Genomic DNA, 25,163 nt, shown 5'->3' with positions numbered 1-25,163 from the left:
ATCTACTACGTCACTATCCTATCGTTAATACTCATTTACTTATCATAAGCTAAATGAGTTTTTTAATGTGTGCGTACAACAAGCGTTACATTTATTTTCTAACGATTTACAGTGACTACCTGTTCAGTATCGCAATCTAACACAATTGGCGTACTGTTTGAGGTTGCTTTAGTAATAAAGTGATAAACAAAGGTGGTACCGCGAAACAAGCTTTCGTCCTTTACATCCGATAATTATCGGGTTTAAAGGACGGGAGCTTTTTTTATTGAAACGAAATAACAGGAGGGTTTGAAATGAAAGAGACACAATTAGCACAAATTTCATTAACGCAAGATTCAACAGGTGCAATTGCCAATCCCATCTATTTATCTACTGCATATCAACATCCTCAACTTGGTCAGTCAACTGGTTATGATTATACGAGGACTAAAAATCCTACACGCTCAGCGTTTGAAGAATCCTTTGCGAAATTGGAAGGTGGCAACGCTTCATTCGCCACATCAAGTGGCATGTCGGCTATACAACTAATTTGTAAATTATTTAAGCCGGGAGATGAAGTATTAGTTGCTTTTGATTTATATGGTGGCACATTTAGATTATTCGATTATTATGAGAAACAATATGGCGTTCGATTTATCTATGTGGAATTTTTAAACTATGAAGAGGTCGTAAAACATATTACACCTAACACAAAGGCCCTTTTCATAGAGCCAATTTCAAATCCACAAATGATTGAAATTGATGTCACACCGTATTATGTGCTTAGTAAAAAGCATAAATTATTGACGATTATAGATAATACGTTCTTAACGCCTTATCTATCCACACCACTAGAAGAAGGCGCGGATATTGTCCTCCACTCAGCAACGAAATATATTGGTGGACATAACGATGTATTAGCTGGTGTTGTTACAGTAAAAGATACGGAATTAGCGGAGCAACTTGGGCAGTTTCATAACATGATTGGCGCAACATTATCTCCTCTAGATAGTTATTTACTTCAACGAGGATTAAAGACACTTCATTTAAGGCTAGATCGTTCGCAACAAAACGCAAGAAAGCTCGCGGAACGATGTAGGACTTTAGAAGCGATTGATGAAGTATTATATAGTGGCAAAACAGGAATGTTGAGTTTACGTCTAAATAAAGCTTACGACGTTGGTAAATTTTTGGAAAATTTAGAAATTTGTATTTTTGCAGAAAGTCTTGGTGGTACAGAAACACTTATAACATTTCCTTATACACAAACTCATATAGACATGCCCGATGAAGAAAAAGATAAACGCGGCATCGATGAATATTTAATTAGATTGTCCATTGGGATTGAAGATTATAACGATATTGAATCCGATATTATTCAAGCACTAGAGAATTCTAAAGTAGAGGTGATTTCATGAGCTTATCCAAAGAAACTGAAGTTATTTTCGATACGCATAGAGGAGTAGATTACGATTCAGCTAATCCTCCCCTATATGATTCTTCGACGTTTCATCAAAAAGTACTTGGAGGCAATGCAAAATTCGATTACGCAAGAAGTGGTAATCCTAATCGCCAACTACTTGAGGAAAAGTTAGCCAAGCTTGAAGGTGGCAAATATGCCTTCGCTTTCGCATCAGGTATCGCAGCTATCTCAGCCGTATTATTAACACTTCAATCTGACGATCACGTCATTTTACCAGACGATGTGTATGGTGGGACGTTTAGATTAACCGAGCAAATACTCAACCGCTTCAACATTCAATTCACAACGGTTAATGCGACTGTTCCCGAAGAAATTGAAGCTGCCATACAACCTAATACGAAATTAATTTACGTTGAAACACCGTCCAATCCATGTTTCAAGATTACTGATATCCGAACTGTCGCAAATATCGCTAAACGACATGACCTACTTCTAGCAGTAGATAATACGTTCATGACGCCACTAGGACAATCCCCACTCGCGCTGGGTGCTGATATTGTCATTCATTCCGCTACTAAATTCTTGGGTGGTCATAGCGATATCATTGCCGGCGCAACAATTACCAATCGTAAAGATATCGCTGATGCGCTATACCTCTTACAAAATGGCACAGGTACGGCGCTCTCAGCACATGACAGTTGGACGCTAGCGAAACACCTAAAGACATTACCGATTCGATTTAAGCAATCAACATCTAATGCTAAACAACTTGTAGAATTTTTAAGCAACAGAGAGGAAATCGCCGAAGTATATTACCCAGGAAACAATGCATTGCATCTATCACAAGCTAATAGTGGTGGTGCTGTCATCGGTTTCCGCTTGAAAGACGAATCAAAGGCACAAGATTTTGTGAACGCTTTAACCTTACCGTTAGTTTCCGTGAGCTTAGGTGGCGTTGAAACAATTCTTTCTCATCCTGCGACTATGTCCCATGCTGCTGTGCCAGAAGACATTCGCCGTGAACGCGGTATTACGTTCGGCTTATTCCGATTAAGCGTAGGGCTTGAACAACCTCAAGAGTTGATTGCAGATATCAACTACGCATTAAAGGAGGCCTTCAATGAGTCGATTATTGAAACAATTACACAACAACGTTTTAGTAGCTGACGGCGCAATGGGAACAATCCTCTACTCTGAGGGGCTCGATACGTGTCCGGAAGCGTACAACCTGACACATCCTGAGAAAGTAGAGCGCATCCATCGCTCATACATTCAAGCAGGTGCAGACATTATTCAAACGAATACGTATGGAGCTAATTTTGAAAAGTTAAAAGCTTTTGGTCTAGAACATAAAGTGAAAGAAATTCATAAAGCTGCAGTACAAATTGCGAAACGTGCAGCTAAACCCGACACTTTTATACTAGGTACCGTAGGAGGTTTTAGAGGTTTAAAACAAGAAGACTTATCCCTATCCACCATACAATATCATGCTGAGAATCAAATCGATACACTCGTTGAAGAAGGCGTTGATGGCTTACTTTTTGAAACGTATTACGACTTAGAAGAACTGAGCAATATCGTCACAGCAACACGGCGCAAATATGATATTCCAATTATCGCCCAACTTACAGCATCGAATACCAATTATTTGGTCGATGGCACCGAGATTAACGAGGCGTTTAAGCAATTGATTGAATGTGGCGCTAATGTTGTAGGTCTGAACTGTCATCACGGCCCACATCATATGCAACGGTCGTTCTCTCATATCGAATTACCAAAACATGCTTATCTTTCATGTTATCCAAACGCAAGCCTACTCGATATTGAGAATAGTGAATTTAAGTATAGCGATAACGCACAATACTTTGGCGATGTGGCTCAAGAATTAATAAATGAAGGCGTAAGACTTATAGGAGGATGTTGCGGTACTACACCTGAACATATTGCCTATATCAAATCATCCGTGAAAGATTTAAAGCCTGTAAGCGATAAGAAAGTGATTCCCATCAATCGTAAGACAAATCATTCGCGGACCCACACTTACAAGCATAATTTAACGACTAAAGTTAAAAATGGCCCAACAGTTATCGTGGAATTAGATACGCCTAAGCACCTTGATACCGATCTCTTCTTTGAAAATGTAGGCAAATTAGATGAAGCTAACATCGACGCCGTAACACTCGCAGACAACTCGTTGGCAACGGTGCGTGTTAGCAATATCGCTGCAGCAAGTATTATCCGGCAGAAATATAATATTGAGCCGCTTGTCCACATTACGTGTCGAGACCGTAACTTGATTGGTTTACAGTCACACTTACTTGGTTTATCACTCATAGGCGTTAATGAAATCTTAGCAGTCACAGGAGATCCTTCGAAAGTAGGTCACCTACCTGGCGCTTCTAATGTTTATGACGTTAATTCAAAGGGGTTAACAGAACTCGCATTACGTTTCAACCAAGGTATCAATACTGACGGTGATGCGCTGAAGAAACATACTAACTTTAACATCGCCGGTGCGTTTGACCCTAACGTACGTAAACTGGACGGAGCGGTTAAACGACTCGAGAAAAAAGTGGCGGCTGGTATGAGTTATTTCATCACACAACCTGTGTATAGTAAGGAAAAAATTAAAGAAGTATATGAGGCTACAAAACATCTTAATACACCACTATTCATAGGTATTATGCCAATCGCTAGCTACAATAACGCACTTTTCCTACATAACGAAGTGCCCGGAATTAAAATGTCTGAAGACGTATTAAATCAATTTAAAGCAGTAAAAGATGATAAAGAGAAAACAAAAGAATTGAGTCTTAGACTTTCTAAGGAATTAATCGATACCGTGCATGAGTATTTTAACGGGTTATATATTATTACCCCATTCCAACGCGTCGATTATTCATTAGAACTCACAGCATATTCAAAAGCAATTACCCAAAACAAGGAGGCAATATCATGACAACAATTACAACTTCAAATTTAGGATTCCCAAGATTAGGTAGAAAAAGAGAATGGAAAAAGGCAATCGAAAGCTATTGGGCTAAAAAAATCGATAAAGCTGAATTAGATCAAACATTAACGAACTTACACAGAGAAAATTTATTACTCCAAAAAAATTACAATTTAGATAGTGTACCTGTCGGAGATTTCTCATTATATGACCATATTCTCGATACATCATTATTATTCAACATCATCCCTGAACGTTTCCAAGGTCGCGAAGTGAATGATGACTTACTATTTGATATTGCACGTGGTAATAAAGAACATGTTGCGAGTGCATTAATCAAGTGGTTCAATACAAACTATCACTATATTGTACCTGAATGGGACAATGTAGATCCTAAAGTAAACCGTAATGTATTATTAGACCGCTTCAATTATGCGAAATCTTTAAACGTTAATGCACACCCTGTAATTGTAGGGCCTATTACTTTCGTTAAACTTTCTAAAAGCGGAGATCAAACATTCGAGGAAAAAGTTAAAACTTTACTTCCGTTATATAAAGAAGTCTTTCAATCATTAGTAGATGCAGGTGCTGAGTTCATCCAAGTCGACGAGCCTGTGCTAGTAACTGACGAAAGTGAAGACTATGAAACAATTACTAAAGAAGCTTATGACTACTTTGCAGAGGCTAGCTTAGGGGATAAATTAGTAATTCAAACATATTTTGAACGTGTTAATGTAAAATTCTTAAGTTCACTTCCTGTCGGTGGTTTAGGTTTAGACTTCGTACATGACAATGGTTATAACTTGAAACAAATTGAAGCGGGCGACTTTGACGCTAAGAAAACGTTATACGCTGGTATTATTGATGGTCGTAACGTATGGGCTACAGATATTGAAGCTAAAAAAGAATTAGTTGAAACACTACAAAACTACACTGACCATATTGTTATTCAACCTTCATCTTCATTACTTCACGTGCCTGTATCATTAGACGATGAAACATTAGATGAAGCTATCGAAGAAGGTTTAAGTTTCGCTACTGAAAAATTAGACGAACTAGATGCATTAAAACGTTTATTTAATAACAATGACAGTAAAAAATATGATGATTTAAAAGCACGTTATGAACGTTTCCAAAGTCAATCATTTAAAAATCTTGAATATGATTACAATAGCGTACCAACAACTCGTAAATCACCATTCCCTGAACGTAAAAAAGCACAAGATGCGCGATTACACTTACCAGATTTACCAACTACTACAATTGGTTCGTTCCCACAAACTCGAGAGGTGCGTAAATATCGTGCAGATTGGAAAAACAAACGTATTTCAGATGAAGAGTACAACAATTTCTTAGAAAGTGAAATTGCACGTTGGATCAAAATCCAAGAAGAGATTGGTTTAGATGTCTTAGTACATGGTGAATTCGAACGTAACGACATGGTTGAATTCTTCGGTGAAAAACTCCAAGGTTTCCTAGTAACTAAGTTTGGCTGGGTACAATCATACGGTTCTCGTGCAGTTAAACCACCAGTAATCTACGGAGATGTAAAATGGACTGAACCATTAACAGTTAAAGAAACAGTTTATGCGCAAAGCTTAACTGATAAACCTGTCAAAGGTATGTTAACTGGTCCTGTCACTATCTTAAACTGGTCATTCGAACGTGTCGATGTCCCACGTAAAGTAGTACAAGACCAAATCGCATTAGCTATTGATGAAGAAGTATTAGCACTTGAAGAAGCAGGCATCAAAGTAATTCAAGTCGATGAACCAGCATTACGTGAAGGCTTACCATTACGTTCTGAATATCATGAAGGTTACCTTGCAGATGCAGTAAATTCATTCAAATTAGCAACATCTTCAGTGCAAGATGAAACTCAAATTCATACGCATATGTGCTATTCTCAATTTGGTCAAATTATCCATGCTATTCATGAATTGGACGCAGATGTTATTTCAATCGAAACATCTCGTAGCCATGGTGATTTAATCAAAGACTTTGAAGATATTAATTATGATTTAGGTATTGGATTAGGTGTGTATGATATTCATAGCCCACGTATTCCAACTGAAGAAGAAATTGCGACGGCTATCGACCGTTCTTTACAACAAATTGACCGCTCATTATTCTGGGTTAACCCTGACTGCGGTTTAAAAACACGTAGAGAAGAAGAAGTTAAAGACGCATTAACAGTGCTTGTAAATACAGTTCGTAAAAAACGTGAAGAGAATAATAACCAACCAGCATAAGGTTTAGAGAACATGTTAAGCTTTGAAGAGTGGGGTCTCAAGTGAGTTGTTAATATTTTGTACTCTAGAAGCTGGCATTAGATTTCTGTTCAGCTCCCCCTCTCTTTCTATTTAAAATTTGTTTTTAAATCATAAACAGTTAAAGTGGTGATAATTATGGCCAATTATCCATTATGGGATCAATTGAATCAGTTAAAAGAGGCACAATGGGTTGATTTGACACATACGTTCGACCCAGAGATTCCTCGTTTCAGTGAATTTGAAAAGGGAGAAGTTTCGACGCTATTCACTGTTAAAGATGATGGTTTTTATGTGCAACACTGGAATATTGTGACACAATATGGCACACATATTGATGCGCCAATCCATTTCGTTGAGAATAAACGCTATCTAGAAGAATTAGATTTGAAAGAATTAGTCTTGCCTCTTATTGTCTTAGACTTTTCAAAAGAAGCAGCTGAGAATGCAGACTTTATCGTGACACGTGACCATTTAGAACAATGGGAAGCAGATAACGGACGTATTGAAGCAGGCACGTTCGTGGCATTACGTACAGATTGGTCAAAACGTTGGCCAGATATTGAGAAATTTGAAAATAAAGATGCAGAAGGAAACCAACATTTACCAGGTTGGGGACTCGATGCCTTGAAATTTTTACTCGAAGAACGTGGCGTAAAATCGGTAGGTCATGAAACATTTGATACGGATGCCTCTGTCGATACAGCTAAAAATGGCGATATCGTAGGTGAACGTTATGTTCTTGGACAGGACACATTCCAACTCGAATTATTAACAAATTTAGATCAATTGCCTACGCGTGGTGCAGTTATCTATGCAATTAGTCCAAAACCGAAAGACGCACCAGGTTTCCCTGTACGTGCATTCGCAATTAAACCTTAAATATTTTTGAAAATTTATTACTCTAGCCATTTCGTTTTTAGGCTTGATAGTGAGCGATCAAAGCCATAAAACTTCCTAATATTACTAAACTGTCCTGTTACATCAATTAGTGTGACAGGGCAATTTTATGACTTCCGAGCTAAATACCGAGCTATTATTAAAATTTCTTTCTTACCTTCTCTGATTGAACATATTGATTCTCGGGTAATTCACTTAGTGTTACAAGTTAAATTTTCAGCAGAAAGGAAGAATATAATGAGTAATAAAACAGTTTATGATGTCGTTGAAACTGGCGTAAACTATCTATTATCTGTCTATGATAATTGGAATATCGCACAAGTTTTAGATAAAGAGGATAATTTCTTCCCAAATACGTTACATTGGCAATTTGGCCATGTATTAACGATATTTGATTCTGCCTTATCACTAGGTAACCAAAATGTAGTAGATGTAGAGAAATACACTAAATTATTCGGTTATGGTTCAAGTCCTGCAGATTGGGAAGGACAAGACGTTCCATCAATTGAGGACATTAAAAAAGATTTAAGAACACTTCCAGAACGTGCTAAACAATTAACTGATGAACAACTCGCTCAAGAATTAGAACAACCGATTGCCGGTTGTAAAACACTAGACGAATTATTAGTATTAAACGCCATTCACGTACCATTACACGCAGGTAAAATTGAAGAAATGGCTCGTGTGCTTAAAAAAGAAGATTAATTCAAAACGCTTAACAGAGGTGAAAATACATCTGTTAAGCGTTTTTTATACATAATTTTACAAGTAATCAAACTATAAATTAAAACTTAATATCTTCTTTTTTTACGGTTTTATCGAAGTACACTAGGACAACTAACATTAATATTGAGACGATTAAGTATGTTAAAGACTGTGAATATTTTAATATAAAACCGAATATTAAAAATGAGACAGGCATCAACGATTGAGCGATAGATTGGTTTAATGAAAATACTCTGCCTTTATACTGTTCTTCAACTGTATTTTGCAAGTATATTGAATACGGTATATTGGCTAGAGGCAATGATAAACCCGCAATGAAATAGACTAATGTAATTAATATAAATGACATGTTTACTGTTAGGCTCAAAAATATTGATAAACTTAGTATCCATAAAGCAATAACTTGAAGTATTACTGATATTTTAAAAGGCCCTTTCAGTCTATGTTTTAACGGTCGTATTGATAAGCCTAAAGAGACAATAAACATTCCTATTGTCATTCCAGCTTCGGTAAAACCAAATTGTTGGGAAGATAATTTCATCGACTGAATTGCTATAATAGGTACCCCTACTACAATCGAGTTAACTAAAAAATTGATTATTAAGCCTACAAGCATGAAATTGAGTAGTATTTTATTTTTAATTAAGTATGAAAAACCGACTTTGATATCCTTTAAAAAGCTATTGCTATTGGTTTTACTTTCAATTAATCTATCAATTTTAATAAATAAAAATATAAAAATTGACGATAATTCAGTGATAACATTTATAAGAGCTAAATATTCAATTTTTAAGATAGCTATAAGCATACCACCTAAAATTGGTGCTAAAAAACTAATTGTTACTGTATACGTTTGTCGAATAGAAACAAAACGTGCCATATCTTTTTTAGATATATTTTTAATATTTGAATTCACAATAAGGCCGATTATTCCGTCTGTTAAATTTAATATAACGCCTAGTACGATGATGTAAATGTAGTTGAATTTTACTACAAATATTGATAAAAAGATTACATTTATTATTTGAGCGACTATTACTAATTTTTTATTATTAAACTTGTCCACCCATACGCCAAAGAGTGGCTGACTTAAGATGGTTGATAGAACGATTAATGACAAATAAATTGTATATACTAGAGGATCATTTGTATGTTTGAGAATGTAAAACGCGCATGCAAAGCTAAATATTTTCGATCCAATTGAAGAAATCACATCAAACGCTAATAAGTTGATAGATTTTATACTCATAACATCTTCTCCTTACAAAATAAAACTAAGTATAAATGTCTAGGCCTTCAAAAGTAATCGAACGTTTTACTATGTTCTGCTTGATCAATATACTTACTTTATTTTCAGACTATTCAGTAAATTAAAGTTATAATATCATATTTTTATAAAAATAATATATAATACTCAAAAAAACTGTTTAACACGCATCTCTACGCATTAAACAGTTTTGGCTAATTAAAATTCATCTTTCCAATTTAGTTGTTCATATTCATAACGTAACAAACTATACACATAGCTATCTGAGAATTCGCCTTGTAATCGTTCATCACTTCTCAAAATACCTTCTTGAGTGAATCCTAAACGTTCTGGTATGGCGCGACTTTTAGGATTTTGAGTAGACATACATATTTCAACGCGATTAATATTAAATTCTTCATAAATGTATTTAATTAAAGCTTTGGTACACCTCGTCATAATTCCTTTTTTCTGGAATTGTTCTGCTAAATAATAGCCAATAGAGGTACGTTTATTTACTAAATCTAGGTAATGCAATCCTATCACACCAATAAGCTTATTTTCATACCAAATACCGCAATGAAAACCATCGCCTTTTATAAACTGTTGTAGCGCTGATTGAATGAACTTTTTACTATGCTCTACTTGTGTAGTTTGTTCAACAAATGGTAAAAATTGTGATAAATATTATCTATTATTATCGACTAAATTGAATAATTGCTCCGCTTCTCGTTCTTCTAAAATTTTTAATTTTAAATTATCATTCAATTGATACCCAAATACCATATAGACGCCCTCCATTTAATATTTTTCTAATTATTCAGTAAATTAAAGTTATAATATCATATTTTTATATGTAATATGTAAAGACTAAGTTTTTTCTTTCAAAAATCAGTAAGTTTATTCTCTGTTTCTCCACAAAAAAACTGTTTAACGCGCACTTCTACGCATTAAACAGTTTTGGTTGTAAATCATTATTAAAATGTCCCTGGGTTGAAACCAGCTTTCCATTTGTTAAATGGCCAATATCTTAGGACAACTTTACCTACAAGTTGGTCTTTATCGACTAAACCAACTTCAGGGAAACGGCTATCTATACTATTTTGTCTGTTATCTCCCATGACCAAGTATTTGTCTTTAGGGATTTTATTTTCACCATTGGCTCCATTGATATCGCTTGTTTTTAATGAACCTGTTAAGTAGTCACCTTGTTTATGCTTTTTATTGTAGTCTAAGTAAGGTTCAGATACTTTTTTACCATTCACATATAATTGATCTTTTTTATACTCTACGTTATCTCCAGGTGTGCCGATGACACGTTTAATAAAGTCACGTTCAGAGTCCTCATGGAAAACAACTACGTCTCCATTATCGATATGATTTAATGTTTTAGATATTTTACTTACGATAACTTTATTTCTATCTTGGAAGGTCGGATACATAGAAGAACCGGAAACTGTATACGATACCCCAATAAATTTCATTACAATGCCGACTACTAAGAGTGCGACTGCAATGGCTACAACCCATTCAATGATTTCTTTTTTCAATTTAACCCCGCCTATCATCTTTTATACAATACTCTACTTTATCATACATGCTTTTCAATTATGTTTCACTTATCTTACGACTTATAACATTTCTAATCTTTCATATTCGTAAGAAATAACCTTTACTTTGTAAGGTTAGATAAAGGCAGTAACGACGCCCTCCTTTTACAATTATAGATGTAATAGCTCATAGGAGTAATGACCTTTAAATTCTTGAAAATCATTATGCTTACACAATTTAAAACATTAGTCATCCTACCAAAACTCTATAATATTTATCAAACAACATAAGGAGTGTTAACTAACATGCCAATCTTAAATGTAAATCATCTATCTAAAGTATACGGAAATAAACAAAAATATAAAGCCTTACACGACATTAATTTTTCAGTGGAAAAGGGTGAATTTGTCGCTATCATGGGACCTTCAGGATCAGGTAAGACTACCCTCCTTAATACAATTAGTTCGATTGATAGTATTTCTGGCGGAACTGTAGAAGTGAGCGACAACATTATCAATCAACTATCTGATAAGAAACTTGCCCGCTTCCGTAAAAAGGAACTAGGTTTTATCTTTCAGGATTACAGTGTCCTACCGACGCTGACTGTTAAAGAAAATATTATGTTGCCGTTATCGGTTCAAAAAGTTAATAAAAATGAGATGGAACGTAACTATAAAGAAGTGACCGAAGCTCTTGGTATTTATGACTTGAGCGATAAATACCCTAGTGAAATTTCAGGTGGTCAACAACAACGTACGGCCGCTGCCCGAGCTTTTGTCCATAAACCGTCAATTATCTTTGCGGACGAACCTACTGGCGCATTAGATTCTAAAAGTGCGCAAGATTTATTAAATCGTCTTGAGGAAATGAACAAGAAATTTAATAGCACTATTATTATGGTCACACATGATCCTTCAGCAGCAAGTTTCTCGGAACGTGTCATTATGTTGAAAGATGGCAATATTTATTCAGAACTTCATCAACAACATAAATCGAAACGTGAATTTTATGATGAGATTATTCAATTACAGTCGGCTTTAGGTGGTGTCGCAAATGACATTTAATCAGATTACACTTAAAAATTTAAAAAGTAATTTTAAAAATTATGCGCTCTACTTATTCTCATTAATTTTAAGTATCGTTTTATATTTTAGCTTTGTAACGTTGCAGTATACCCATAGTTTAAATAATGGGGAGTCCCCAACAATTATTCGACAAGGTGCTAAAGTGGGTGCTGTATTTCTATTTGTTACGATTATCATTTTCTTAATGTATGCGAATCACTTATTTATAAAACGTAGAACGCGTGAGTTTGCGTTATTCCAACTAATTGGGTTAACGCGAGGCAATATTTTAAGAATGTTGGCCATCGAACAACTGACATTTTTTATAGTCACTGGTATCTTCGGTATTCTAGTTGGTATTGTAGGCTCGGAAATTTTACTTAATATATTAGTGAAGATGATGCACCTTTCAATACACGTGTCAATTGGATTTGAGTTACCTGCGTTGTTCCAAACTATCTTCATGTTGGTGCTAGCGTTTATGTTGATAATGTTTCAGAACTTCCTTTTCCTAAAAAGAAGAACAATCTTATCAATGATGAAGGATAATGCAAAATCTGAAGCGACGAGAGCGAGAATTACGCCTGTAGAGTTAATCGCAGGGGTGTCTGGCGTGGTAATGATTGTGTTAGGTTATTACATTTCTACTGAGATGTTTGGCAAGTTTGAGTGGTTAACAATGATTCTGATATCGCCGTTTCTTATTCTATTTTTAACGGTGGTGGGTGCGTATTTATTCTTTAGAAGTTCTGTATCTATCATCTTTAAATCTCTGAAAAAGTCTAAACATGGACGTGTTTCTATTACAGATGTGGTATTTACGTCATCGATTATGCACCGTATGAAGAAAAATGCGATGTCGTTGACGGTCATTGCGGTAATTTCTGCGGTAACTGTGACGATTCTATGTTTTGGTGCTATAAGTAAGTCGAATACTGATTTTTCATTACAAGCGTCAACTCCTCAAGATATTAACTTTACTAAGGAAAAGTCGGCTCAAAAGTATGAAAAATTATTAGCTCAACATCATATTAAATATGATTTAACGACCTATGAAAATTCAAATACAGCGATTAAGAAAAATGATGTACTAAAGGCTAAAGCGGGTAAAACAATGCAGTCGGCTGGTATGACAATTATGGCTGATAAAAATGTGACAGGTAATCATGCGGTACTTACTAACTTACAAGGACCGCTCACTGGTCTAGTGGATATCCACCTCGATAAAGATATTACGCTTCAAGGTAGTAAAGAAAAAACATTTCATGTGGATAAGAAAAATGTTAACGAAGTAATTCCAATGACCGTTTCTATGGGTGGTCCAGTGCTTAAAATAAGTCCTGAAAATTATAATGCTCTAAAATCACAAGATCAGTTAACGCATCATTATGGATTCAATATTAAAGACCATGGAAAACTAAATAAAGCAGAAATATTAGCTAAAAAAGTAAGTCCCGGTGTAGAATTGAAACGTAATATGAAACAAACGCTTGATCAAAGTAACGGTATTCTAATGTTTGTGACATCATTCTTAGGCTTGGCTTTCTTAATCGCAGCTGGCTGTATCATTTATATTAAACAAATGGACGAAACTGAGGATGAAATTAATAATTATCGTATTTTAAGACGTCTCGGTTTTACACATACGGATATGCTTCCAGGATTAGCTTTAAAAATTTTGTTTAACTTTGGACTACCTTTAATCGTTGCTTTATTACACGCATTATTTGCGGCGATGGCTTTTATGAAGTTACTAGGCGCATTTTCTTCAATGCCGATTATCATTGTGATGGTGTTATATTCACTCGTCTACCTCATCTTCGCCATCATTTCATTTGTTCATGCAAATCGTATTATTAAACATTCAATTTAAACAGATAACAGATTTAATTTTTGAAAATATAAACAATATAACAAACGAGAGGATGGTTCTAAATGAATATTAAAGAATTAATCAAAACGTCTTATGAAGATTTATTAAGCTTGAAAGTAAACTGGTTCAATGGATTAATGTTAGTCTTAATTGTCTTTATCTTAAGTAGTATCGCAACTCCATTTATTGGTGTACCTGTAGGCTTACTTGGTGGCGGTTATGCATTAAAACGTTATGAAGAAAAAGATAAATAATTAATTAAAGGAGCGGGATAGAAATCTAATGTAATTTCAAAGATTTCGTTGTCCCGCCCCGGCAAGGATGACTAGAGATGAAGCAAGTACAGTTTTATGTAGCTTCATCTCAGTCAACTACTGCCTAATTATAGGTTAGTAGATAATATCATTTTTTCACTCATTGCTCGATTCTATTCAAATCCTAAATACTTTTTGTTTCAATCACTTTATTATCAACTAAGCTAAAAAAGTATATGACAGATAAACACTTAAGATAGCAATAGCAACAATTCCTCCAACAAAGAATATAAAAGATAATATGCTTGTTACCAAATCACGTCTTTTACTCGTCTTAACTTCACTAGGATCTTTACCATTCATAAACGCGACAATACGATCATAATTCTCCAATTTATGTTTATATTTAATTTTGTCCACTCTAGTTGAACTGTAAACACCTACTAATAAAAGAATCATAACAAGACTATAACCCCACATATGAAAGTACACCATAAGCGGTCCTAACAAAATAGCACCTAAAACGAGTGGAATAACCATCATCCACGCCCAAAAGTCCATTTCCTTTTTTAATTCTGCATTGTTCATAATGGTCACGTCTCCTTTGACAAGATCATCTAAAGAAACGTTAAACAGCTCACACATCATCAACAAATTGTGAATATCAGGATAACTACGTTTATTTTCCCAATTTGAGATGGTTTGCCTCGACACGTATAATGCTTCAACTAAACCTTCTTGTGAATATGCTTCTTTTTCACGATATTTTTTTATTTGTTGACCGATTTCCATTATTTTAGCTCCCTAACTGTTTTTTAGAATCATCTTGCGTTGTAATAAGAGATTGACAATAAGCCTATATATATTTTAAAGACTTTGTCTTCTCTCTTCTTACATAGAAACGCTTTCTTATCTAAAAAACTACCAAAGTTTTTTTACAATTACATCTTTTTTTGTGTCAAAAGGTTTTTACATGTTAATATATCAACATTTCAAGACTACCGGATGTCTAATGGTAAATAACTTAATGGGGTGAGCCGCTTTTATATTAATGTCTCAATTTATATATTTCTTTGTCAAAGAACTTCCTAAAGCAAGATCATTCCACTTATTTAGTATGGCTTGAATGGCTCGTGTGACTTGAATGACTCGAATGGCTCATATGATTTGAATAGTTTATGGAATTTGAATGTCCTGTATGATTGATATTATTTGAAGACGAGTGTTGTTTGTTTTGTGTTTTTTGCGTTTTATTGCCTTTATAAACTTTGATTATCTTACGTATTTCGTAAATTTTAAGTATTTTACCTGTTTTTTTATTAGTTATGCCATTGTTTGACTTTTTATTGTGATTATTAAAGACTTAAGCATATTAAAAGACCTAAGATGAACGTTCGCCATCTTAGGTCTTTGTAACAATTTATCTTACTTTATATGCTTCTAGTATAATTTTCAATAAGCGTTCTATATAAGCTGTATTTAACACTTGTGGTTTGATAAGTATATTGAAGTATATTGGAGAAAATACCAAGTCTATAAATAAATCTTGTTCATTCTCATCAATATAATGATTAATAATAGATTTTAACCTCTGTCGATGGTATATAAAATACTTATCCATAAATAGTGATTTTGCTTCGGTTTGTTGATTACTTATTAAAATTTCGATAACTGCTCTACCTAAATTAGTTTGATATACTTCCATCACTTTAGTTAAATAAGTCAACAACGCTTGATATAGACTATTGTCCTCAGAAACTTTAATTTGTGTTTGTTCAGTAAACATATCGACGATGATTGAAGATTTATCTTTCCATCTTCGATAAATAGTAGCTTTCGACACGCCAGTATTTTCAGAGAGTTGATCAATCGTAATCTCTCTAAAATGTGTCGTTTCTAATAATTTGCCGAGTTCTTTGAATATTTTATGATTGATTGTTGGATCTTTCGGTCTTCCAGCCATGTTTTCCCCTTCTTAAATGCGAAATCAGTTCGACCATTTCGAAAATAATCACTGCACTTACAAACCATACTATAAAGCCAACGACGATACTTAACAACCATTGGTTTGTATAGTATAGCATCCCCCACGTAGCTAAAATACTAAATAACACACCGGTCATACCAAATACTGCACCACGACTTACGTGTTTAGCAATCACATTCCCGTGTTGCATACCTGTTATAAATAATGATACTAAGAAAACTGCAGGTAAAGTCGCAAATACGCCACCTAGTTCTTTCCAAGGTAAAACTACCGAAATAATATAACTTAGTGTAACTGCCAGTCCACCCACAAGAAATTTAATTAACGCTAATTTCATTGAAAATACCTCCAAATATTAATAAATGTGTCTGACTGCAAAAATTGCAATTGAAATAACTAACCAACAAACTAAGGCAAAGATTGTACCTTGTTTATAATCGCGTTTACTAATATAAATTGATGTTAACAAGACTGTGATGATACATGATATTATTCCAATAATTGCACCTGCACTAAGATGAATAGACATTTGGACTAGTTGATTTCCACGATGATCTATAGCTAAAGCGATAATCGCTGCGAGGTAGACTGCCGGCAGTGTCGCAATAATACCTCCCATTTTACCGCCTACTTTTTCAGACATAATCGAAGCAAATGCTACTGCAAAACCTCCCATAACGAAATGAAGAATAGCACTTGATATTGATATTCCGAACACTTACAAAACCTTCTTCACTAATTATTAAACGATACGTTTCGTTTAGTAATATTGTAAGCTTAAACCTATATATTGTAAACAACTAATGAAATATCAATAATTTTCAAATTTCTTTATAAACTTCTGTTGTCATAAAAAAAGATCCAAATTAAAAGTATCTTACTCTTAACTTGAATCTCATCTAAAATCATTTACTTTTTATAAATTTTTATCTTAATTTCATAATAATCGTCATGATTTTTATCATTATATTCTACGCGTATACCTGAATTTTCAATTGCTTGAATACTCTTACCTACTTCATCTCTTGCTTGAGTGATGTCTTTCGAAAATTGGAAGGTTTGAGCTTTTACCTTTTCAGGGCCTGTTTTTTGTTTAACACGTGCTTCAGTTTGTTTTACATTTAACTTTTGGCTAATTACTTGTTCGATAAGTTGCTCTTGATCTTCAGGTTCAAGAGATAATACGGCACGGGCATGACGTTCAGTTACCTTACCTTCTCTTAAACGCGTAATAACCTTAGGGGCTAACTTAAGTAAACGTAATTTATTCGCAATAAAACTTTGACTTTTACCAAGGCTTTTAGCGAGTTCACTTTGTGTCGTTTCTCCAATTTCAAGTAACTTTTTATAAGCTTCCGCTTCTTCCACGGCCGATAAGTTCTCGCGTTGGATATTTTCAATTAACGCCACTACCGCAGTTTGTTCATCATCCATATGGCGAATAATGACATCTGCCTGTGCTTTATGCAGTGATTGAAGCGCTCTAAATCGACGCTCTCCAGCGATAATTTCATACATATTTTCTTCAATCGGACGAACTACTATCGGCTGTAATAAACCATGTTCTTCGATGGATTCTGCTAGTTCATTAATTTTACTTGAATCAAATACTTGTCGTGGTTGATATCGATTTGGAACGATACGCTCTATTTGAATGGATTCAACACTTGAATTGCGATCTTCTTCAATATATCCAACGATGTCATCTTTATTTTTTAATCCAAATAATTTTGAAAAAGGTTTTTTCATTATCCATTCACTCCTCTTAAAATTAATTTTAACATGTCATTGCTATTAATTTTCTATTAAAGGAGATTTGTTAGGCGTACCTGGTTTTCTAGGGTACTTTTTAGAGGTTTGACGACGTTTATCGATAATAATCATTTGTCTTTCGCCAGCATCTTCTGGTAAATCGAATGTATAAGAATCGCTAAAGACGCCACCTAATATACCAATCCCAAATTGCGCTTCATTTAATTCTTCTTCTCCTTTTGAAGACTTCAATGCGATGAAGTGGCCTCCTTTTCTAACTAAAGGAAGACATAATTCACTTAATACCGTTAATCGTGCTACGGCACGTGCAGTCACTACGTCATAAGTTTCTCTGTAAGGACCTTTACCAAACGTTTCCGCACGGTCGTGGATGAAACTCACTTGCGTTAATCCAAGTTCAGCTGCTAAATGATTGAGAAACTGAATACGTTTGTTTAAAGAATCTACAATTGTTACTTTTAATTCTGGAAAAACGATTTTTAACGGAATACTTGGAAAGCCAGCACCTGCGCCGATATCGCAAAGCGTTAATGGTTGATCAAAATCATAATAAAAGCTTGGTGTGATTGAATCATAGAAATGTTTGAGATAAACTTCATGTTCTTCAGTAATACTTGTTAAATTCATTTTTTCATTCCATTCAACAAGCAACTTATAATAAGTTTGGAATTGTTCTTTTTGTTTATCTGTTAATTCAATTCCATGTTCACTTAATTTCTCAGCTAGCCATTCTACTCCATTCATTATCTTTCCACCCTTTGCAATTTACCTTGTTCTAAGTATACAAGTAAGATTGAAATATCTGCTGGATTTACACCGGAAATACGTGAAGCTTGTGCAATATTTAACGGTTTAACTTCGGCTAATTTTTCACGTGCCTCAGTCGCTAAGCTATCCACTTTGCTATAATCCAAGTCTTCTGGAATTTTCTTCTCTTCCATACGTTTCACTTTTTCAACTTGTTGCAATGATTTATTAATATAACCTTCGTATTTCGTTTGAATTTCGACTTGTTCTTCAACCGCTTCTGGTAAACGATGGTCTTCTTCTAATATTTCTAAAATTGTATCATATGTCATTTCAGGACGACGTAATAAATCAATTGCTAAGATACCATCTTTTAATCGTGAACCGCCATTAGTTTCGATAACAGATTGCGTATGCTCGTTTGGTTTAATACGTGTATCCGTTAAACGTTGAATTTCGTCTTGAATTTGTTGACGTTTTTCATTGAAACGTGCATAACGTTCCTCACTAATCATGCCTAGTTCATAACCAAGATCAGTCAAACGTAAATCTGCATTATCATGACGCAATAATAGTCTATATTCGGCACGAGATGTTAGAAGACGATAAGGTTCATTAGTACCTTTAGTTACTAAGTCATCAATTAACACACCGATATATGCGTCTGAACGGCTTAGAATTTTTTCACCTGTACCTAATACTTTACCTGCCGCGTTAATACCAGCCATAATACCTTGGCCAGCCGCTTCTTCATATCCTGAAGTACCATTAATTTGGCCGGCAGTATATAAATTCTTAATCGCTTTAGTTTCTAGCGTTGGCCATAATTGAGTTGGCACAATCGCGTCATATTCAATGGCATAACCTGCACGCATCATGTCCGCCTTTTCAAGACCAGGAATCGTTTCCAACATTTGACGTTGCACGTGTTCAGGCAAGCTTGTAGATAAACCTTGAACGTACACTTCATTAGTATGACGACCTTCTGGCTCTAGGAAAAGTTGGTGTCTAGGCTTATCGTTGAAACGTACGAATTTGTCTTCAATAGATGGACAATAACGTGGACCTGTACCTTTAATCATTCCTGAATACATTGCAGAAAGATGTAAATTATCGTCAATTACTTGGTGTGTTTTATCATTTGTATATGTTAACCAACAAGGAAGCTGATCTAAAATATATTCAGTTGTTTCGAAACTAAATGCGCGACCTACATCATCGCCAGGCTGAATTTCTGTTTTAGAGTAGTCAATCGTTTTTGCGTTAACGCGTGGTGGTGTACCTGTTTTAAAACGTACAACTTCGAAACCAAGTTCTCTTAAATTATCAGCCAATGTGATAGATGGAAGTTGATGGTTTGGACCACTTGAATATTTCATATTACCTAAGATAATTTCTCCACGTAAAAATGTACCAGTTGTAATAACAACTGCTTGGGCACGGTATTCTGTACCAATATTTGTGCGTACACCTTTAACTTCATTATCTTCTATAATTAATTCATCTACCATACCTTGCATGATATCTAAATTCTCTTCATCTTCAATAACACGTTTCATTTCTTGTTGATAAAGTACTTTATCTGCTTGCGCACGTAAAGCACGCACGGCAGGGCCTTTACCTGTGTTTAACATACGCATTTGAATATGCGTTTTATCAATCGCTTTCGCCATTTGACCACCTAAAGCATCAATTTCACGTACTACAATTCCTTTAGCTGGACCACCTACTGATGGATTACACGGCATAAATGCGATATTATCTAAATTAATCGTTAACATTAACGTTTTAGCGCCACGTCTAGCTGATGCTAAACCTGCTTCAATACCGGCATGCCCTGCTCCAATGACGATTACATCATATTCTTGAACCACCTTAGTTACCTCCTTCATATTTTCCTAACTTTTTATAAATGACAATTAAGACTAACCGCCGTCTTAATTTTTAATATACTTTACTATTTTCTATATTTAACGTGTTTCTCCTCTATTTACCTAAGCAGAATTGACTAAATAATTGATCGATAAGTTCATCACTTGCTGATTCACCAATGATTTCACCTAGAAGTTCCCATGTGCGTGTTAAATCAATTTGAATCATATCCATTGGAATTCCAGACTCAGCTGCATCAATCGCATCTTGAATAGCATTTCTAGCTTGTTTTAATAGCGAAATATGTCTTGAATTAGAAACATACGTCATATCTTGGTTCTGAACATCGCCACCAAAGAATAAATCTCTAATTTGAAGCTCTAATTGATCAATACCAGATTGCGTCAACATAGACGTTTGAATTAATGGCATATCGCCAATCATTTCTTTTACTTCATCGATATCTAATTTTTGTTCTAAATCGGTTTTATTCACGATAACAATTGCATCTTCATTTTTAATGACTTCATATAACGTACAATCTTCTTGTGTTAACGGTTCGTTATTATTTAGTACAAATAGGATTAAGTCTGCTTCACTTAATGCTTTACGTGAGCGTTCGACGCCAATCTTTTCAACGATATCTTCTGTGTCGCGAATACCTGCCGTATCAACAAGTCTTAATGGCACGCCACGCACATTGACATATTCTTCTAGTACGTCACGTGTTGTTCCTGCAACTTCAGTAACAATCGCTTTATTATCTTGAATAAGGTTATTAAGCATAGATGATTTACCAACGTTTGGTTTACCCACGATAACAGTTGAAAGACCTTCTCGCATAATTTTACCTTGAGTACCCGTTTCTAATAGAAGATTAATTTCATTCTTAATCTTTTTAGACTGTGCAAGTAAAAATTCTGTTGTCGCATCTTCAACATCGTCGTATTCAGGATAATCAATATTTACTTCTACTTGGGCGAGAATTTCTAGAATCGATTGTCTTTGACGTTTGATTAAATCGCTTAAGCGTCCTTCGATTTGATTCATTGCTACTTTTGAAGCGCGATCCGTTTTAGAACGAATAAAGTCCATCACCGCTTCAGCTTGAGATAAATCGATACGTCCATTTAAGAAAGCACGTTTAGTATACTCACCTGGCTCGGCCATTCTTGCACCGTGTGCCATTGTAAGTTCTAAAATGCGATTAATTGTTAGAATACCACCATGACAGTTAATTTCAATTATATCTTCGCGCGTAAATGTTCTAGGTGCACGTAAGACTGAAATCATTACTTCTTCGACTACTTCGTTTGTTTCTGGATCTATAATATGGCCATAGTTAATAGTATGAGATTCTACATCTTCTAGTTTTTTCTTTCCTTTATATAGCTTGTCTCCAATTTCTATTGCTTGTGGTCCAGATAAACGGACTATACCAATTGCGCCTTCACCCATTGGCGTTGAAATACTCGTTATAGTATCAAAATCCATGATTACCCTCGCCTCCTTATTCAAGTAAATTTTCATTATAATATTGTAATTTTTTTCTTTTAAAATTGCGAATATCTTGATTTAAAATATCTTGGGTAAGACTTCGGTTTGTCTGATGTAAGACTGACGTACGTCTTGATACTTGTTTATTTTATCTTTTTATTAAATACTTTCGCAATTTTTAGCACATGTTCTAAGCTACCCTGAATTTCAAGCGTTGTCATATTTTTCGCGGGATGCCTAGCGATAACGACAATATCTCGTGCGATAATATCTTCTTTATGCACTTTAAAATTCTCTCTAACCGCACGTTTAATTTTATTTCTTGTTACTGCGTTACCTAACTTTTTAGAAACGCTAATTCCTAAGCGAAAATGTTCATTATTACTATTGTACGTATAAACTACAAATTGTCTATTAGCTACTGATTTCCCCTTTTTATAAATAGTTTGGAAATCACTATTCTTTTTAATACGGTATGCCTTCTCCACGCTCACATCACTCGCTTATATTATTCTCTGCATTATTTATCTATTTAAATTATCTATGGGATAGAACGGAATTCTTAGTTCTATTTAATTATTTTCTATTATCTAGCCTTTAATCGTCATTCAAACGAAAAAAAAGACCACTGAGAAGTCAGTGATCTTATGCTGATAAAACTTTACGGCCTTTACGACGACGACGCGCTAAAACTTTACGGCCATTTTTAGTGCTCATACGTTTTCTGAAACCATGAACTTTACTATGTTTACGTTTATTTGGTTGATAAGTACGTTTTACCATGCAAAACACCTCCATCTACATATTTATCCAGATCATTAGCATTTCTAATGAACCTGATTATTTTAATAGATAAATTATACTTTCTGATATCAGAATTCTTGATTTAATTAAATTTTATCTAGTCATAATTCAAGCAACTACTACAATATAACAAATTACCATTTATAAAGCAAGCAGCTTTTCAATTGAACGCATTATTTTATTTAAAAAGTGAACAGAGAACTTTTTAATATTTATACATTTTCACTTTCTTGTTATAACGACGTTTTATTCATTTTTGATACATAGTTTATAAATTATTTCCCAGAGCTGTTATAGTACATTTTCTTATTTTCAAGAAATTAAGTAAAATTTATCCACTTATTCACATATAAGATCTGAAATACTGTGGATAATCATTCCGATATTCACAACATTATACCTAATTTAACAACATATTCACAGCCATTTGACATCTATCTCAGTTAAAAAGTATAATTATGTGGATAAGTCGTCTAACTCATTATTTTTATAGGATTTATTTATTGATTTTGTATGTATCGATAGTGTGAATAAATCATAGCATAAATAAAGTTATCCACCGAATGTTATTAACTTGTGGATAATTATTAACATACTGTGATTATTTTTATCCACTGGGTCAAAATTCTGTGTATAAGTCTTAAATTTATAGAAAGATGGGGTTTATATATGTCAGAACAAGAAATTTGGAAAAAAGTATTAGAAGTTGCTGAATCAGAAATTTCACGAACTACTTTTAATACGTTTTTAAAAGATACAGAGCTTAAGGAAATTCGTAACAATATAGCATATATCTTTGTAATCCATGAATTTTACGCTGATTGGCTAAATTCTAATTATAAAGAAGTCATACAAACAATTATGAAAGATATTATCGGATATGAAGTTGATCCTACATTCTTAACGGCTGAGCAATTAGCTGAATTAGATGAAACAAGTCGTAAACCTAGTAATGCCAGTCAATCACAACCACATATCATCGAGGATCATCACGAAGGTACAGATCAATTTAACACACATAATACTTTCGATACTTTCGTTATTGGACCTGGCAACCGCTTCCCACATGCAGCAAGTTTAGCTGTTGCTGAGGCACCGGCTCAAGCTTACAATCCATTGTTCATTTATGGGGGCGTTGGTTTAGGTAAGACGCATCTAATGCATGCGATTGGTCATCACGTGTTAAGCAATCAGCCTAACGCCAAAGTGCTATATACATCGAGTGAGAAATTCACCAATGATTTCATTAAGTCTATTCGTAATAATGAACCTGAAGCATTTAGAGAGAAGTATAGAAATATTGATGTCCTATTAATTGATGACATTCAATTTATTCAAAATAAAGAACAGACTCAAGAAGAATTCTTCCATACTTTCAACGAACTACATCAAAATAAGAAACAAATTGTTATTTCAAGTGATCGTCCACCAAAAGAAATTTCCAAACTAGAAGATCGTTTACGTTCACGCTTCGAATGGGGCTTAATCGTAGACATCACGCCACCTGACTATGAAACACGTATGGCAATTTTGCAAAAGAAAATCGAAGAAGAGAATCTAGAGATTCCTGCAGAAGCACTTAATTATATTGCGAATCAAATCCAATCAAATATCCGTGAATTGGAAGGTGCTTTAACACGTCTACTCGCTTATTCGAAACTTCAAGGTAGACCTATAACAACAGAGTTAGCAGCTGAAGCATTAAAAGATATTATTCAAGTTCCTAAATCTAAAAAGATTACCATTCAAGATATCCAAAAAGTGGTTGGACATTACTACAACGTGCGCATTGAAGACTTTAGTGCTAAAAAACGTACTAAATCTATTGCTTATCCACGTCAAATAGCAATGTATCTATCTAGAGAGCTTACTGATTTTTCACTTCCTAAGATTGGTGAAGAATTTGGAGGTCGTGACCACACCACAGTTATTCATGCGCATGAAAAAATTGCAAATGATATTAAAGCAGACAGTATTTTTAAACAAGAAGTAGAAGATTTAGAGAAAGAAATACGTAATCAATAGACAGAAAGGCTTATAAATTGATCAACTGTTGTATAACAGATTACATCTTATTAAAGTGGGAAATAAAAATAGTGGGAATTTGAACTTAATTTTAACCTTAAAAGAAGTTTAGTCTTCAAAACCACTTTCACCATGATTGTGGATAATGTTTAAAAGTAATGCACAACATCAACAGTTTATCCACATGTGTATAACTTTGGCATATCTAGATTTTCTCGACAT

22 protein-coding genes and 1 pseudogene are annotated in these 25,163 nt (G+C 34.4%); 10 read left to right on the top strand and 13 right to left on the bottom strand.

Annotated features, from left to right (window positions below; genetic code table 11):
- Window positions 1–293: 293 nt before the first annotated feature.
- The 6 genes from CD147_RS05950 to CD147_RS05925 all read left to right on the top strand — a co-directional run bounded on the left by CD147_RS05950 (window position 294) and on the right by CD147_RS05925 (window position 8,227).
- Complete coding sequence (locus CD147_RS05950; protein ID WP_103166504.1) at window positions 294–1,397, top strand: PLP-dependent transferase; 1,104 nt, start codon at window positions 294–296, stop codon at window positions 1,395–1,397.
- Entirely contained in the window at window positions 1,394–2,569 is a 1,176-nt protein-coding gene (metC, locus tag CD147_RS05945; protein WP_103166503.1) for a cystathionine beta-lyase MetC, read from the top strand. Before CD147_RS05950 ends, metC begins: the two co-directional genes overlap by 4 nt.
- Window positions 2,523–4,361 carry a bifunctional homocysteine S-methyltransferase/methylenetetrahydrofolate reductase gene (locus tag CD147_RS05940; RefSeq protein ID WP_103166502.1) on the top strand — a complete coding sequence of 613 codons (1,839 nt, stop codon included), beginning with the start codon at window positions 2,523–2,525 and terminating at the stop codon, window positions 4,359–4,361. The genes metC and CD147_RS05940 overlap by 47 nt, the downstream gene beginning before the upstream one ends.
- Entirely contained in the window at window positions 4,358–6,604 is a 2,247-nt protein-coding gene (metE, locus tag CD147_RS05935) for a 5-methyltetrahydropteroyltriglutamate--homocysteine S-methyltransferase (protein WP_103166501.1), read from the top strand. Before CD147_RS05940 ends, metE begins: the two co-directional genes overlap by 4 nt.
- 156 nt (window positions 6,605–6,760) lie before the next feature.
- Window positions 6,761–7,504 carry a cyclase family protein gene (locus CD147_RS05930; RefSeq protein WP_103166500.1) on the top strand — a complete coding sequence of 248 codons (744 nt, stop codon included), beginning with the start codon at window positions 6,761–6,763 and terminating at the stop codon, window positions 7,502–7,504.
- Window positions 7,505–7,759: 255 nt separating this feature from the next.
- On the top strand, window positions 7,760–8,227 hold the full coding sequence (locus CD147_RS05925; protein ID WP_103166499.1) for a bacillithiol transferase BstA: 468 nt from the start codon (window positions 7,760–7,762) through the stop codon (window positions 8,225–8,227).
- A gap of 79 nt (window positions 8,228–8,306) precedes the next feature.
- Here CD147_RS05925 and CD147_RS05920 read toward each other — a convergent pair whose 3' ends face one another.
- The 3 genes and pseudogenes from CD147_RS05920 to lepB form a co-directional block, all read right to left on the bottom strand.
- A complete protein-coding gene (locus CD147_RS05920) occupies window positions 8,307–9,497 on the bottom strand; it encodes an MFS transporter (RefSeq protein WP_103166498.1) in 1,191 nt (396 codons plus the stop codon).
- A gap of 216 nt (window positions 9,498–9,713) precedes the next feature.
- Window positions 9,714–10,280 (bottom strand): annotated as a pseudogene (locus tag CD147_RS05915) (GNAT family N-acetyltransferase).
- A gap of 191 nt (window positions 10,281–10,471) precedes the next feature.
- Complete coding sequence (gene lepB / locus CD147_RS05910) at window positions 10,472–11,044, bottom strand: signal peptidase I (RefSeq protein ID WP_103166497.1); 573 nt, start codon at window positions 11,042–11,044, stop codon at window positions 10,472–10,474.
- A 306-nt stretch (window positions 11,045–11,350) separates the two neighbouring features.
- Between lepB and CD147_RS05905 the strand changes: the two genes are divergently transcribed.
- From CD147_RS05905 to CD147_RS05895, 3 genes are all read left to right on the top strand, one after another.
- Window positions 11,351–12,109 carry an ABC transporter ATP-binding protein gene (locus tag CD147_RS05905; protein WP_103166496.1) on the top strand — a complete coding sequence of 253 codons (759 nt, stop codon included), beginning with the start codon at window positions 11,351–11,353 and terminating at the stop codon, window positions 12,107–12,109.
- Window positions 12,099–13,982 (top strand): ABC transporter permease, encoded by a 1,884-nt coding sequence (locus CD147_RS05900; protein ID WP_103166495.1) that lies wholly within the window; start codon window positions 12,099–12,101, stop codon window positions 13,980–13,982. The genes CD147_RS05905 and CD147_RS05900 overlap by 11 nt, the downstream gene beginning before the upstream one ends.
- A 62-nt stretch (window positions 13,983–14,044) precedes the next feature.
- Window positions 14,045–14,236 carry a VraH family peptide resistance protein gene (locus tag CD147_RS05895; protein ID WP_103166494.1) on the top strand — a complete coding sequence of 64 codons (192 nt, stop codon included), beginning with the start codon at window positions 14,045–14,047 and terminating at the stop codon, window positions 14,234–14,236.
- A 219-nt stretch (window positions 14,237–14,455) separates the two neighbouring features.
- On the opposite strand, the gene CD147_RS05890 is transcribed toward CD147_RS05895, so the two are convergent.
- The 10 genes from CD147_RS05890 to rpmH form a co-directional block, all read right to left on the bottom strand.
- A complete protein-coding gene (locus CD147_RS05890) occupies window positions 14,456–15,028 on the bottom strand; it encodes a helix-turn-helix transcriptional regulator (protein ID WP_103166493.1) in 573 nt (190 codons plus the stop codon).
- 628 nt (window positions 15,029–15,656) lie between these two features.
- A complete protein-coding gene (locus CD147_RS05885; RefSeq protein ID WP_103166492.1) occupies window positions 15,657–16,199 on the bottom strand; it encodes a TetR/AcrR family transcriptional regulator in 543 nt (180 codons plus the stop codon).
- Window positions 16,162–16,560 carry a DUF3147 family protein gene (locus CD147_RS05880; RefSeq protein WP_103166491.1) on the bottom strand — a complete coding sequence of 133 codons (399 nt, stop codon included), beginning with the start codon at window positions 16,558–16,560 and terminating at the stop codon, window positions 16,162–16,164. Before CD147_RS05880 ends, CD147_RS05885 begins: the two co-directional genes overlap by 38 nt.
- An 18-nt stretch (window positions 16,561–16,578) precedes the next feature.
- On the bottom strand, window positions 16,579–16,941 hold the full coding sequence (locus CD147_RS05875; protein ID WP_103166490.1) for a DUF3147 family protein: 363 nt from the start codon (window positions 16,939–16,941) through the stop codon (window positions 16,579–16,581).
- 191 nt (window positions 16,942–17,132) lie between these two features.
- Entirely contained in the window at window positions 17,133–17,972 is an 840-nt protein-coding gene (gene noc / locus CD147_RS05870) for a nucleoid occlusion protein (protein WP_103166489.1), read from the bottom strand.
- A gap of 45 nt (window positions 17,973–18,017) precedes the next feature.
- Complete coding sequence (gene rsmG / locus CD147_RS05865; RefSeq protein WP_103166488.1) at window positions 18,018–18,740, bottom strand: 16S rRNA (guanine(527)-N(7))-methyltransferase RsmG; 723 nt, start codon at window positions 18,738–18,740, stop codon at window positions 18,018–18,020.
- A complete protein-coding gene (gene mnmG, locus CD147_RS05860; protein ID WP_103166487.1) occupies window positions 18,740–20,617 on the bottom strand; it encodes a tRNA uridine-5-carboxymethylaminomethyl(34) synthesis enzyme MnmG in 1,878 nt (625 codons plus the stop codon). Before mnmG ends, rsmG begins: the two co-directional genes overlap by 1 nt.
- 112 nt (window positions 20,618–20,729) lie before the next feature.
- Entirely contained in the window at window positions 20,730–22,109 is a 1,380-nt protein-coding gene (gene mnmE / locus CD147_RS05855; protein WP_103166486.1) for a tRNA uridine-5-carboxymethylaminomethyl(34) synthesis GTPase MnmE, read from the bottom strand.
- Window positions 22,110–22,255: 146 nt separating this feature from the next.
- Window positions 22,256–22,606 (bottom strand): ribonuclease P protein component, encoded by a 351-nt coding sequence (rnpA, locus tag CD147_RS05850; protein ID WP_167409764.1) that lies wholly within the window; start codon window positions 22,604–22,606, stop codon window positions 22,256–22,258.
- Window positions 22,607–22,757: 151 nt separating this feature from the next.
- Window positions 22,758–22,895: a 50S ribosomal protein L34 gene (gene rpmH, locus CD147_RS05845; RefSeq protein ID WP_000240855.1), complete on the bottom strand. Its 138-nt coding sequence runs from the start codon at window positions 22,893–22,895 to the stop codon at window positions 22,758–22,760.
- A 690-nt stretch (window positions 22,896–23,585) separates the two neighbouring features.
- On the opposite strand from rpmH, the gene dnaA reads away from it, so the two are divergent.
- Window positions 23,586–24,941 carry a chromosomal replication initiator protein DnaA gene (dnaA, locus tag CD147_RS05840; protein WP_103166484.1) on the top strand — a complete coding sequence of 452 codons (1,356 nt, stop codon included), beginning with the start codon at window positions 23,586–23,588 and terminating at the stop codon, window positions 24,939–24,941.
- The last annotated feature ends 222 nt before the right edge of the window (window positions 24,942–25,163 follow it).

The sequence above is a fragment of the Staphylococcus devriesei genome (genome assembly GCF_002902625.1).
In the GTDB taxonomy this organism is placed as follows: domain Bacteria; phylum Bacillota; class Bacilli; order Staphylococcales; family Staphylococcaceae; genus Staphylococcus; species Staphylococcus devriesei.
The sequence above is the reverse complement of the archived record's forward strand: the minus strand, read 5'-3'. Positions and strand labels throughout refer to the sequence as shown.

Excerpts from the sequence above, each read along its gene's own strand:
- metC (WP_103166503.1), top strand. The coding sequence starts at position 1,394 with ATGAGCTTATCCAAAGAAACTGAAGTTATTTTCGATACGCATAGAGGA.
- CD147_RS05895 (WP_103166494.1), top strand. The coding sequence starts at position 14,045 with ATGAATATTAAAGAATTAATCAAAACGTCTTATGAAGATTTATTAAGC.
- CD147_RS05930 (WP_103166500.1), top strand. The coding sequence starts at position 6,761 with ATGGCCAATTATCCATTATGGGATCAATTGAATCAGTTAAAAGAGGCA.
- mnmE (WP_103166486.1), bottom strand. The coding sequence starts at position 22,109 with ATGGATTTTGATACTATAACGAGTATTTCAACGCCAATGGGTGAAGGC.
- CD147_RS05905 (WP_103166496.1), top strand. The coding sequence starts at position 11,351 with ATGCCAATCTTAAATGTAAATCATCTATCTAAAGTATACGGAAATAAA.
- noc (WP_103166489.1), bottom strand. The coding sequence starts at position 17,972 with ATGAAAAAACCTTTTTCAAAATTATTTGGATTAAAAAATAAAGATGAC.
- CD147_RS05925 (WP_103166499.1), top strand. The coding sequence starts at position 7,760 with ATGAGTAATAAAACAGTTTATGATGTCGTTGAAACTGGCGTAAACTAT.
- metE (WP_103166501.1), top strand. The coding sequence starts at position 4,358 with ATGACAACAATTACAACTTCAAATTTAGGATTCCCAAGATTAGGTAGA.
- CD147_RS05950 (WP_103166504.1), top strand. The coding sequence starts at position 294 with ATGAAAGAGACACAATTAGCACAAATTTCATTAACGCAAGATTCAACA.
- CD147_RS05880 (WP_103166491.1), bottom strand. The coding sequence starts at position 16,560 with ATGAAATTAGCGTTAATTAAATTTCTTGTGGGTGGACTGGCAGTTACA.
- CD147_RS05940 (WP_103166502.1), top strand. The coding sequence starts at position 2,523 with ATGAGTCGATTATTGAAACAATTACACAACAACGTTTTAGTAGCTGAC.
- dnaA (WP_103166484.1), top strand. The coding sequence starts at position 23,586 with ATGTCAGAACAAGAAATTTGGAAAAAAGTATTAGAAGTTGCTGAATCA.
- CD147_RS05885 (WP_103166492.1), bottom strand. The coding sequence starts at position 16,199 with ATGGCTGGAAGACCGAAAGATCCAACAATCAATCATAAAATATTCAAA.
- CD147_RS05920 (WP_103166498.1), bottom strand. The coding sequence starts at position 9,497 with ATGAGTATAAAATCTATCAACTTATTAGCGTTTGATGTGATTTCTTCA.
- CD147_RS05890 (WP_103166493.1), bottom strand. The coding sequence starts at position 15,028 with ATGGAAATCGGTCAACAAATAAAAAAATATCGTGAAAAAGAAGCATAT.
- rsmG (WP_103166488.1), bottom strand. The coding sequence starts at position 18,740 with ATGAATGGAGTAGAATGGCTAGCTGAGAAATTAAGTGAACATGGAATT.
- rpmH (WP_000240855.1), bottom strand. The coding sequence starts at position 22,895 with ATGGTAAAACGTACTTATCAACCAAATAAACGTAAACATAGTAAAGTT.
- CD147_RS05900 (WP_103166495.1), top strand. The coding sequence starts at position 12,099 with ATGACATTTAATCAGATTACACTTAAAAATTTAAAAAGTAATTTTAAA.